We start from the raw sequence: 12,396 nt of genomic DNA on the forward strand, positions 1-12,396 counted from the left end.
ATACTTAAAAAATCAAATTTATATATATATTAATCATTATTGTTATTCAATATTAATATTTAATACGAACGCACTAATATTTGTTACACCTTACTCGTTTTCCCCCCTCACCTCAATCCTCTCCCCACAGGGGAGAGGGAGGGGTGAGGGGACAGGAATGCATCGGAATTAAATGCGTTTGTATTAGTATTATAGTATTAATTTCCTTAACGCCGTAATATCGGTGTCAGGCTTAACTTTTTGACACCGTACACGTACAATTAATAGAAACATTTAAAAAGGTTGCAAATAAAAAAGTAGCCTGTCCCCTTTTTCCCTTTTTTGTCTAAATTTGACCTTTGTATTAAAAATTATTTATAATCTTTTGAAAAAGAGGAGGAGGAATGAAAAACATATTCTACGGAGCTATTTGTTTATTTTGTATTTCAGTAATTTCCTTTTCACAGGATGTTGGGAAAATAATGACTGAGGCTGACAATCTTTTTTCGATGAGAGAAGAGTTGAACAAGGCAAAAGAAGCAGCTTCAATATATGAAAAAATAATCAAATCAGACCCTAAGAACTTTGAAGCTCACTGGAAGTTAGCAAAAACAATTTACTACATCGGAAACCATTCGCCTGAAAAAGAAAGGGTAGAAATTTTTAATAAAGGTGTTGAAATATCAAAAAAAGCAATAGAAATAAACCCTGATAAAGCAGAAGGTCATTTCTGGCTCGCTGTTTTATATGGAGTCTATGGAGAAGCCCGTGGAGTATTAAAAAGCCTTTTTCTTGTTGATGACATAAAAGAAGAAGCTAATAAATCATTGAGCATAGACCCAAATTTAGAAGGCGCTGGAGCTTACAGGTTACTTGGCAGGATGTACTATAAGCTTCCTGGAATTGCAGGAGGCTCAAAGGAAAAAAGCCTTGAATACCTTTTAAAATCAAAAGAAATGTGTCCGACAAATGCATTAACAAGAATCTACCTTGCCGATACATATTTAAAACTCAAGAAAAAAGAAGAGGCAAAAAAAGAATTGCAGGAAGTTATAAACATGGAGCCAGATTCAAGATGGATTCCTGAAACAAAAGAATTAAAAAAGAAGGCTGAACAAATGTTAAGGGAGATAAAATGAAACAATTAGTGTGCTGTCCCATAGATATCCTCGCACACAAACAATCTCTGATGAAGCACACTGAATGGGTATTGGGAAGAGGCTTCCCCATGTCTGGGGTGTTTTCAGCGAAGCGTCTAAAGGGAGCTTGCCCCCAGAGGGAAAGTGCCGTGTCACATCAAAATAACAAAAGGTATTTAGGTGAGACGACACTAAAAGGCTTTACTCTAATTGAGGTAATCGTTGTGCTGGCAGTCATTGCAGTTTTAGCTGCAATCCTCACTCCAATAATCATTAAAAACATAGAAGATGCAAAGATTGCCAGAGCGAAGAGTGATGTAGAATCTATAGGAAAAGCTATTGTGGAATACAGAAATGACATAGGGTTCTGGCCTTCAAAACATAGAAACGGAGCTTCAAATCCATGGCAAGCGATTAATGTTATTGCATCAGAGGATATAACAAAAATCGCTCCTCCTGATGATGGCTCTGATTATGACTGGAACAGGGGGCAGATAAGAACCATGGAACAATTTCTTATCAACAATGATAGCCAGATTGTAGAAATAAGCCCTAATCCCCATGGGCTTCCAGCGTGGGAAGGTCCTTACATAACTAAATTGGAATTAGACCCATGGGAGTATGCTTATGTGGCTAATGTGGGATGGCTTCCTGAAGGAGCTGATTATTCAACTTCGAGCACAAGAAGGGTGTGGGTAATCTCTTCTGGTCCTAACATGACAATTGAAACAAAATACACAGGCGAAGGCTCAATAGGTGGAGATGATATTGGATTTGGAATAAAATAAATTTTTATGATTAAATATAAAAAATGAGTTTTAAATGGAAATAAAAAAGAAAAACCAAAAAGGATTAACTTTGATTGAAATGATTATTGTTATAGCAATAATCGCTCTTTTAGCAGGTCTCTTTACTCCCTTAATCTTCAGGAATATTGACCAGAAGAGATTTGACACAACAAGGGAGAAAATGAAAATGATTAAGCAGGCTATCGTTGGAGACCCAACTCACATATTGTACAGACAGAGGACATCATTTGGGTACATTGGAGATATGGGAATTTTGCCCAATGCCCTCACTGATTTAATCGTCCAGGGAACCCAGCCAAACTACCAGCAAGATGGAACATCAGGATTATGGTGGGGATGGAAAGGGCCTTACCTTGAGACAACTCAGACCACAATAAGCGGAAACACTAAATATGTGGCATTGATAGACGCATGGGGAAATGACATTCAGTATACAAAAAATTTATCAGGAAATCCTGTTGTTACCCTTCAATCCTATGGTCCTGATGGAGCCTCAGGAGGAGGCGATGATGTATTTGTTTATATCTTTTTCCAGGAAGCATTCTCCTACTTACAAGGAAACTCTCAGGATGAATGTGGAATGGGAATTCTATTTGGAGCAATAAGATTATATTATCCAAATGGAACAACAGTGACATATGCAACTGCAACAAACTCCACCGGTAATTTTACGTATTCATTAACTACATTTCCTGCAGGTGTTAGAAAATTGATTGCCGATGCAAATAACAATGGAAGCTTTGCTGATTCAGTAGATTTGAATCAATTCTGCGTCATAAACAATGGACCTGTCAATGGAATTAACTTGAGAAGAAAAGGAACCTGCGCCTGGCCATAAAACAATACAAACTCAAGTGCTATACGCTTTTTTTGAGAAAATTTGTTGGTAAAAATATTCAGGAGACTCTAATATTAAATCATCATAAAAAATAATGTCTTATAAAAAATCCAAACTAAAAGGAATTGTTCTTCTTCAGGTATTGGCAGTAATAATCATTCTATTGATTGGTATAGCAATTTTTCTTCCTTTAATCGTAAAATCAATCGAGAAAAGGGAAACTCTTAAAACAGAGGAGAAATTAGAGATAATAAAAGAGGCAATCGTAGGAAAAGAGGAATTGATGGGTTCTAATCTTAGAACCTCTTATGGTTTTGTTGGAGATTTAGGAATTCTTCCAGCAACTCTAAATGAGTTAATGGTTCAGGGTTCATATCCATCCTGGACAATTGATGCAACAACAAAAGTTGAATTCGGCTGGAGAGGACCTTATTTGAATACAATTCAGCATAATGGTAACTATGTTGCTTTTCTGGATACATGGGGAAATCTAATTCAATATGAAAATGGAACTGGAGCTGTTTTAAAAGTTTTAAGAAGCTATGGCCCTGACGGACAATCAGGTACCACAGATGATATCACTCTTAACATAGAAGAAGATGAAGTCAGAGGTTATGTAAAAGGAACTATTAAAAACGGTGCGGGAGTTCCAAGAATGATTGACCAGATAGACATATACTACCCAAATGGAACATCTACCTTGCAAAAATTAACAGTTTACCCTGATTTTGGAGATTACAGCACTGAAACTGATACTTGCTCTCCACCATGCCCTGTAAAAATCCCTATTGGCAAAAGAAAAATTATAACTGATATAGACAACCAACCCCCTCAAAATTTAGATTATTATTTAGGCCCTGGGCAGAGAGTTGGGCAGTATGCGAAACTTCCTCCAATTCCTCAAATTCCTCCTGGAGCATGGGCATGTGATTTTTATTTGCCTGTGAATGGTGGTCCTTACATGAACTGGAACCTGAGATGTGGAGTACCTGGCGTCCCCGGATATTTAATTTACATAGAAAAATCAAGAAAACATCAGAAATTCCACTGTCCTGAAAAAGGAGATGGAAAAAATATGTGGGATAAAGTTATAATAACCATCCAGAATGTGTTCAATTTCACGGTCAAATTAAAAGCATTTTCCTTCTATTCAAACAGTCCTAATCCTTTATATCTTGAATATGCATTCTTTGGAAAAAAGAAAGGGTTTCCGACTGATTTTGTCGGATGGGACTATATGGTTGTTAACGGTGGGGTTAGAGCTGCAGAAAAACAGAGAATAAATATATATGCAATAGATGCTCCTAACTATACTCCCTACACAGTTGAGATAGAACCTTGCGAAGATATTGAATTCAGTTTTCTTGGTTTTAACTACAGCCAAACAGGTCCGGAATACTGTATCGATGTAAGATGTATTGTTTTTACAATTGCTTTTTCAGATGGCTCTACCATTGAAATTCCTGTTGACCCAGGGGATTGCAAATAAAGTAGGTTTCTTGGCCACTCCTCCTATCTCAGAAATACATTAAATTCCCCCCTCCTAATCAAAACTTTAGATGATTACTGCAAATCAAGTTAATTGAAAAAAGAAAAGGATTAGATTAAAATTTTTCATCTATGAAAAAAGATGCTGAAAAAAATCAAAGACCTTCGAAGGATAGATATTATTTAAATATTGCAAAAGAAGTTTCTCGAAGGTCAACATGCCTTAAAGTTTTAATCGGAGCAATAATTGTAAGGGATGACCAGATCATTGCAACCGGATATGTGGGAGCACCAAGAAAGACAAAAAGCTCTTTAGAACACGGATTCTGCCTCAGGCAGATGCTTGGTATTCCTTCAGGTGCTCAGTATGAACTATGCAGGTCTGTCCATGCAGAACAGAATGCCATAATAAATGCTGCAAGAGCAGGCGTTTCCCTTCTTAATGGAGATATGTTTATCTATGGAGAAAAAAGAGATTCCTCTATTTCTCAATCCTTGGAAAATGAAAAAGAGGTTACAGGGAATGTAAAATTGCTGAATGCCTATCCCTGTTTTATCTGTAAAAAAATGATAATAAATTCAGGATTGAAAAGAGTCGTCTGCTCGACAGAAGATGGAAAATTCAGAATATTTTCAGTCGATAAATGGGTTAAAGAATGGCAGATAACAGATATAATAGAGGATAAATATCAGTATGGAGAATTGCTGCATCAATTGAATAAACTTAAACAAAAATGAAAATCGGAGTAACCGGTCCGATTGCCTCTGGAAAAGGAGAGGTTGTTAAGTTCTTCAGGAAAAATAATTTCAAATACATTTCTCTTTCAGACATGGTCAGAGAGGAAGCAAAAAAAAGAAACATTCCAGTTACAAGAGAAAACCTTCAGAACATAGGAAATAGCCTGAGAAAAGAATTTGGAGCAGGTGTTTTAGGAATGAAAGTAAGAGAGATAATTGAAAGCTTCCCTGAAAAAAACTGGATTATCGATGGAATAAGAAACCCTGCTGAAATAGAAGAATTGAAAAAAATGAAGGGTTTCTATCTTATCGGAATTATCGCACCCCTTAACATTTTGATAGAAAGAATATTGAAAAGAGAAAGAGAAGATGACCCGAAAAAGAAAGAGGAAATTATAGAAAGAATCAGACAGGACATAGGTGTTAATGAGCCCGAAGATGGCCAGCAGGTTGGCAAATGCATTAAGATGGCAAACTTTACAATCATTAACGAAGGCTCGTTATTAGATTTACAAGAAAAATTAAAGAGAATCTATTCCACAATTTTAAAAAAATCTATTTAATAAATACTTTATCCTTATATAATATTTTTAAAATTCAAGATAAAGGAATATGGTATTGGATGCAAAGATTGTAGTCATTTTCTCGTGCCATATTGAATATTAAACCAATATATGAACAAATCTTTCTCTAAATTTCTGTAGTTATTAAACCTTTTGGAGACTATTTTCCAAAAATTTTCGTTATGTCTTTTTTCTATTAAATGGGTAATTTCGTGAAAGATTACATACTTTATCAAATACTTGGGCAACTTTTGCATCAGTATATTTATAGTCAGATTTCTCTTGGGACTCAAGCTTGCCCATTTTGTTTTCATATTTCTGAAATAGATATTATTCAATCCAATACTTAATTCTTTGGAGATTTTTTTAACAAATTTCTCAATGAGAGTCCTGAATTCCTTTTCACTTCTCTCAATCAATCTTTTATTTGAAGAAAGATTTAAACATTCCCTTATAAATTCATTCTTTTTAAAAATCCAATTCTTGTGCTTTTCAAGAATAATATCAGGTTTTAATCTCACAGGCAGTACTAAAAGAAGCTCACCTGTTGTAAATTCTAACCTTGGATATTTTATATTCCTGTAAGAAGTTTTATATCTTATGTTATGCATTTCCATAATTTTTCACACTTTCAATGAGTTTCCCATATAGAGTATTCATTTCATCTAAAGAGAGAGCATGCTTGCTTTTAAGCCTCCTAACAAATCTTCTTATCTCACGCTCTACTTCCTTTCTTGCAGTAGCTTGATTAAACCAGCCTAAAAACATACGCTCTTGAAGATTTTGTGAGAGTTCCATCACTTCTTTTGTAAGCTGTTCTCCATTTTCCAGTTTCTGCTCAAGTTGAAGGAGCATTGCATATTCAAGATTGGAAAATCCTAAAGACTTTTGTCTCTCTGTAAGAGTATTGATATCCTTAAGTATTCTTACACCTTCAGTATAAATCTTTGCGTAATCTCTAGTCTTTTCTTTCCAGAGCTCAAGAAGCCTTTCGACTTTTTCAATCAATGACTCATAGATGGGATTTCTGTGTCTTTCTACAAGAACTAACTTGTTAAGGGTAAAGAGGATATTCGCTGCTTTCTCCTCTTTTCCTTTAATTTTCTCTTCTAGCTTCTCGAGATACTCTTTATCAAAAGCTATAGTTGGAAGTTCTCGCTCAAGTGTATCTATTTCAGTAGCCCTATGAACAAATCTTATAGTTTTATCGTAGTATTTTTGAATATAGCCTTCATAAACAGATTTTTGGATGACTACTTTCATGTAATATGCGTAAATTGCAGAGAGCCATTTATAGGAATCAAAATGTTCCAATTTGATCTCATTGGGCCCAAGAAGTTCGAAAGTTTTACTTAATTTTCTGTACTTTTCAAGAAATTCTTTCCCTTTCTCTTCATCTAAAGTAAGAACTTCTATAGTTTTCAATAAGGTTTCCCTTTTGTAATCAATCGATACTTCTTTAAGAATTTCCAAAATCTCTCTAATAAGAGTTACAAATTCCTCTATAACATTGTCCTGACTAAAGAGAGCACCTTTGATATCTTCTTCGCTGTACATTTCAAGGGCTCTCTTAAATTCTTTTAAAATACCCACATAATCAATTACAATTCCAGACTCTTTTAAATCATTAAAAGGTCTGTTTGTTCTTGCTATTGCTTGAAGAAGCCTGTGTTCCTTGAGGAGCTTATCAAGATACATTACCTGGAGAGAAGGGCAGTCAAAACCAGCAAGCAGCATTTCAGTAACAATCAATATGCTGGGTAAGGGTTCTTCTTTGAATTTTTCGATAATTTCTTTTCTGATATCCCCTATATCTTTGCCTCCGTATTGTGCCCTGAGTTCAGCGACTGCGTTCTTTAATAACAGTTCATCTTCTCTATCAAACGTTATGACTACTTTGCTATACTCTTCAGGCAAATGTTTATTCAATTCCAGTCTGTAAAGTTCACATGCCTTTCTGCTTCCAGCTACCACCATAGCCTTAAACTTTCCATCAATATTCTCTTTGAAATGTTGAGCTATATCTTCGGCAATTACTTTAATCCTATTGGGATTTTCAAGAAAGAGTTTTATGGCATTAAGTCTTTTCTTTATCCCTTCCTCAACATCTTCGCGGATCTCCTCTGGAAGTTCCTCAAGTTCTGTTTCCAAAAATGCTTCCAGCATCTCCTTTTTTAAATGGACCTCTTTTTCAAGTCTTGGCTGATAGACGATTTTCACTGTAAAACCGTCTTTGATAGAATCCGTTATGAAATATCTGTCAAGATAAGGTTCTTCTGTCGGATAGCTGAATTCTAAATAGGTGTCTCTTCCTCTCTTTGAAATGGGAGTGCCTGTGAGGGCAAAAAAGAAGGCGTTCTTGAGTATTGATTTCATCTGAGCTGCAAGAGTTCCATATTGAGTCCTATGCCCTTCATCTATAAAGGCAATGACATTCTTCCTGTTCATTATTGTTTCTTTGTGTTTTGATATTTCCTCTAATTCTTTCTCTACCTCTTTGAGTTCTTCATATCTGAATTTATGAATAAGCACTATAAAAACTCCTCTCTTGCCTCTGTAGTCCTCATGTTTGAGGATTTCTTTGAGTTCCCACACTGAACTAATAATTTCAGGTTTTACAATATCTAGAGAGTTGAATTCACTATAAAGCTGATCTTCCAGCTCAATCCTGTCAACAATGAAAAATATTGTGGGATTTTCAAGCTCTTTCATGTAGTAAAGCTTATGAGCTGCAAATATCATGGTAAGGGTTTTTCCGCTTCCCTGCCAGTGCCAGATAAGTCCTCTATTCTTTTCCTCTTGACCCGTGAGATTCGCCATGACTCTATTAACGATTTTATTGGCAGCGCTGTATTGCATATATCTGGTTATCGCCTTAGAGGCATTTCCAAATTCTATCCTGAAAAAGAGGAAATGTTTGAGTATATCGAGTAAAGATTTTCTTGATAGAATTTCGATGACAGAGTCAATGGAATCTTTTCCTTCCTCTTTCCATTCGTGCGTTTTCACTTCATCCTGCCACGGAACAATAGGAAAATACTTAGCCCTACTTTCTGCAGCTACTCCAATTTGGACATACTTATAAAGCTCTGGAACGATTTTTTCGTAATCTTTTACCTGTTTATAAGCGTTGTACCAGCTTTCGGATATACTTGCAGGGTTCTTACATTCTATATTTACAAGAGGGATGCCGTTAACATAGAGCATAAGATCTATCCGAATTCTTTCTCTGCCGTCATAATTGATCTGCGTTGTTACAATGAACTCATTATTCTCGATGTCCTTGAAATCGAATAATTGAATGTACTTTACCACTCTCTCTTTTTCAAACTTCACAGGAATGCCAAATTTATAGAAATTCAAAATTTTCTTTGCTCCTTCAATGCCTGAGCTTGTTAAAGTTAGTTCATTCAGAGCTTTATTTATCTCTTCATCGCCGATGTTAGCTTCTTTGTTTATTCTTTTTAATGCTCTTACGAGATTCGGCACAAGGAGAGGCTCTTTATAGTTTTCTCTCATAAGATTATCAGATGGAACAAATTCCCACTCCTTTTCTATAAGTCTGCGGAGGAGATACTCTTCTACAATAGATTTTTCAGTAAATTTCATCTCAGGTTTCCAATTTCACTCTCTTTCTCCCTGTCAGTAAATCATTCATCAATCCCTTCTTAATTCTCTCAAACTTTCCCTTTTTCTCTTTCAGCATCTCCAGCCTTCTATCCCCTGTGCTCAGGATTTCAGCGATTTTTTTCTGTTCAGGGAGAGGAGGAAGAGGGAGTTTCAGCACATGTACCAATTCTCTTTTAAGTCCAGGGACTACATCAGCCAAACTTAGTTTTGGCAAATTTAAATGATTTAATACAAAAAATAACCACTTCAATTCAATATCTTTTATTAAGGTATTTATATAATAAGTTGTATCTATAGGCCAAAAATCTGAGTTTATCCAAGAGACAGCTCCTATTGTCCCCTTTCTGCCTATAACTATACCTGGCCCCTTAACTAAAGCTTCTTCATGGTATCCCACTATTCCATTAGAACCTACCACTGGATACATTCCAGCTTTTCTTTCTCTTTCAGATAATCCTTTGCCATACTCTAACGTTAGTATTTTCCCCAACCTCACCACCTCCCACTCCTTCGGTATCCTTCCAATCTCTGTTTCTTTAAACTCTTTATAACCTATGCCCTTGGTCAGTAGCTCATGCATCAACCCCTTTTTTAGCCTTTCGGTCTTCTCAATAGTTTCATCTACCTTCTCAATAGCCTCATCAACCGTTGAAAGAATCTTAGCAATTTTTTTCTGTTCAGGGAGAGGAGGAAGAGGGAGTTTCAGCACATGTACCAATTCTCTTTTAAGTCCAGGGACTACATCAGCCAAACTTAGTTTTGGCAAATTTAAATGATTTAATACAAAAAATAACCACTTCAATTCAATATCTTTTATTAAGGTATTTATATAATAAGTTGTATCTATAGGCCAAAAATCTGAGTTTATCCAAGAGACAGCTCCTATTGTCCCCTTTCTGCCTATAACTATACCTGGCCCCTTAACTAAAGCTTCTTCATGGTATCCCACTATTCCATTAGAACCTACCACTGGATACATTCCAGCTTTTCTTTCTCTTTCAGATAATCCTTTGCCATACTCTAACGTTAATATTTTCCCCAACCTCACCACCTCCCACTCCTTCGGTATCTCGCCAATTTCGGTTTGTTTAAATTTCTTTTGTTTAGTCATTTCTTAAATTCCAATATGTCAAAAATACTCAATTGTCCTGCATTTGAAATTTCAATTTTTCTGGTTGTAATATTCTCAAATTCCCATCCAGTATTTGGGATAAGCGCTTTAGAAATAGTAAATGCTCTATAATGACTACTATTCTTAAATCCACTGCCCCGCTTTCGTTTATCAAGCATCTCTTTTACAGGATATGCAATAATTCCTTTTTTATCTTCTATTGGGTTACCGATCTGAGGATTTATATTCTTGATTTTTGCATCTTTAAGGCAGCAATGAATCGCACAACCAAGTAACATATCCGCCAACTGAAGCATATTGGCGTGCTTGTATTCTTCCGATCCTTCATTATAATTCCTATGATTAGAATTCAAATGTACTAACTCTGCATCCTTGGGAATTTGCACATATTCCCGAACTTCTCCTGTAAGTCTATCCAGTATTCTAAACTCGTTTAATCTTCGATGATGTGGCTGACCATCAGTAATAATTTTTAAGATTTTCACTTTGTGACTATTGTCATAAAGGTAATGAACCGTTCCCTTTAATAACATTCTAAGCAATGTTTCTCCAAACCTTAATTCTCTTTCATTCCTATCTTTACCACCATAACTTGCAATTTGATCTGGCCTTGGCTTTTCATGAAAAATTATACCTAACTTGCAAAAAGTTTTATTCTGCTTTAAATACTTTACACCTATTTGAACTATCTGTTTATCGGCATTATTTCGCTTTGCCCATTTCCGTCCAGATATCTCTGAAAAATGGAATTTATGATCTACGCCAAAATCACTTCTTATCTTCTTAATTTCCTCAAATAGAATATTTAAGGGTTCAACTTGTCTTATCTGTGTGTCAAATAAATCACCTGTCTCTTCAATAATTGTTTTAATCGGTACAAAAAGCAAAGCATGTCCCTTTGATATTTCTGTACCAGCGCTTTTTGTTTCATCATGATATACTATTACTTCACTTTCAATACTTCTTCTCATTTTTCTATTTTGCCTCTCACCACATTTATTTCTTCCCCCCTGCTCTCTTTATAATATTTCCTTTTTCATCCATGACCCCTATCCCGTTTCCCTTGGTACCATCTAAAGCATTCTGTAGATTCCTTTCGTTTACAGCAATATACCTTGCTTTTGAGGATCTTTTTACCTGATTTATTCCTTGATATATTCCACTTTTCGTGGTCTCAACTTCAATCACTCTATTGTCTGTAACTATATCAATCCCCTTTTGCTTTCTATATTCTGTTCCAAACCTTTTTGCCAACTTTTCCCCAATTTGATCGTGTTTATTTTTAGCCATTATTTAACCTCCTCAAATTAATAATCATCAACTTAATCATCAACCTTATCTAAGTTAATAGCCGAGGCTTCTACATTTCCAAGCGGTTTCGTCTCTCTCACTCCCTTCCGAACCCGATCATCTTTCTCGGCTTTTGAGGTGGAGTCATGAGTTGGCGAATGGCATCGAAAATAGCCTTTATCTTTTCCTCTTGCCTTTCTATTTTTCTTTCAAGCTCCGTTAACTTGTGAGCAAGTTCTTTGTGTGCTGAAAGGATTTCTCTAAGCCTTATAAAGGCCCGCATGATGGCTATATTCACATGAATGGCTCTTTCGCTATGCAATACACTGGAAAGCATGGCAACACCTTGTTCAGTAAAGGCATAAGGGCGGGCACGTCTTGCTCCTCCCCAACTTGAAATCACAATTTGTGACTTCAAGATTTTATACTCTTGTTCATTAAGCTGGAACATAAAATCTTCAGGGAATCTCTCGATATTGCGTTTTACTGCCTGGATAAGCACACGAACTTCAACCTCATAGAGTTCCGCAAGGTGTGTGCTAAGCATAATTTTCTTCCCTCGGATAAAACAAATTTTTCTCTCAATCTGTTCTATTGGAACAATTGCTTGATTAAGCATTTCCAGTTCCATCATCCTTGACTTTTTACATAATCTTTAATTTTTTTTATATTTTCTGCCGTCGTAGTTGCCTGCCAATTAACCTTTTTGCATCAAAATATAATAAATTTATGCCTCTTAGAAAATGACAACTTAAATGACAACCATTGTCAAACCAGCTCATAATAAGCT

Annotated in this window: 12 protein-coding genes; 6 read left to right on the forward strand and 6 right to left on the reverse strand. The window is 35.7% G+C overall.

What is annotated here, in order from left to right; genetic code table 11:
- The first annotated feature begins 383 nt into the window (after positions 1–383).
- From AB1410_09835 to AB1410_09860, 6 genes are all read left to right on the forward strand, one after another.
- A complete protein-coding gene (locus AB1410_09835) occupies positions 384–1,118 on the forward strand; it encodes a tetratricopeptide repeat protein (protein ID MEW6456995.1) in 735 nt (244 codons plus the stop codon).
- A complete protein-coding gene (locus tag AB1410_09840) occupies positions 1,115–1,906 on the forward strand; it encodes a prepilin-type N-terminal cleavage/methylation domain-containing protein (protein MEW6456996.1) in 792 nt (263 codons plus the stop codon). The genes AB1410_09835 and AB1410_09840 overlap by 4 nt, the downstream gene beginning before the upstream one ends.
- A gap of 34 nt (positions 1,907–1,940) precedes the next feature.
- Entirely contained in the window at positions 1,941–2,765 is an 825-nt protein-coding gene (locus AB1410_09845; GenBank protein ID MEW6456997.1) for a prepilin-type N-terminal cleavage/methylation domain-containing protein, read from the forward strand.
- A gap of 94 nt (positions 2,766–2,859) precedes the next feature.
- Positions 2,860–4,254, forward strand: a complete 1,395-nt coding sequence (locus AB1410_09850; protein MEW6456998.1) for a hypothetical protein — start codon at positions 2,860–2,862, stop codon at positions 4,252–4,254.
- 131 nt (positions 4,255–4,385) lie between these two features.
- Complete coding sequence (locus AB1410_09855) at positions 4,386–4,991, forward strand: dCMP deaminase family protein (GenBank protein ID MEW6456999.1); 606 nt, start codon at positions 4,386–4,388, stop codon at positions 4,989–4,991.
- On the forward strand, positions 4,988–5,554 hold the full coding sequence (locus tag AB1410_09860; GenBank protein MEW6457000.1) for an AAA family ATPase: 567 nt from the start codon (positions 4,988–4,990) through the stop codon (positions 5,552–5,554). The genes AB1410_09855 and AB1410_09860 overlap by 4 nt, the downstream gene beginning before the upstream one ends.
- Before the next feature lie 74 nt (positions 5,555–5,628).
- Here the strand turns inward: AB1410_09860 and AB1410_09865 are convergent, their stop codons facing one another.
- From AB1410_09865 to AB1410_09890, 6 genes are all read right to left on the reverse strand, one after another.
- Positions 5,629–6,165 carry a M48 family metallopeptidase gene (locus AB1410_09865; protein MEW6457001.1) on the reverse strand — a complete coding sequence of 179 codons (537 nt, stop codon included), beginning with the start codon at positions 6,163–6,165 and terminating at the stop codon, positions 5,629–5,631.
- The gene (locus AB1410_09870) at positions 6,158–9,163 is read right to left on the reverse strand and encodes an HsdR family type I site-specific deoxyribonuclease (protein ID MEW6457002.1); all 3,006 of its coding nucleotides are present in this window, start codon (positions 9,161–9,163) and stop codon (positions 6,158–6,160) included. Before AB1410_09870 ends, AB1410_09865 begins: the two co-directional genes overlap by 8 nt.
- Position 9,164: 1 nt before the next feature.
- Positions 9,165–10,295 carry a restriction endonuclease subunit S gene (locus AB1410_09875; protein ID MEW6457003.1) on the reverse strand — a complete coding sequence of 377 codons (1,131 nt, stop codon included), beginning with the start codon at positions 10,293–10,295 and terminating at the stop codon, positions 9,165–9,167.
- On the reverse strand, positions 10,292–11,287 hold the full coding sequence (locus AB1410_09880) for a hypothetical protein (GenBank protein MEW6457004.1): 996 nt from the start codon (positions 11,285–11,287) through the stop codon (positions 10,292–10,294). The genes AB1410_09875 and AB1410_09880 overlap by 4 nt, the downstream gene beginning before the upstream one ends.
- Positions 11,288–11,312: 25 nt before the next feature.
- Complete coding sequence (locus AB1410_09885) at positions 11,313–11,606, reverse strand: hypothetical protein (GenBank protein ID MEW6457005.1); 294 nt, start codon at positions 11,604–11,606, stop codon at positions 11,313–11,315.
- 97 nt (positions 11,607–11,703) lie between these two features.
- Complete coding sequence (locus AB1410_09890) at positions 11,704–12,240, reverse strand: ORF6N domain-containing protein (GenBank protein MEW6457006.1); 537 nt, start codon at positions 12,238–12,240, stop codon at positions 11,704–11,706.
- Between the last annotated feature and the right edge of the window lie 156 nt (positions 12,241–12,396).

The organism is Acidobacteriota bacterium, assembly GCA_040756905.1.
In the GTDB taxonomy this organism is placed as follows: Bacteria; Acidobacteriota; Aminicenantia; order JBFLYD01; family JBFLYD01; genus JBFLYD01.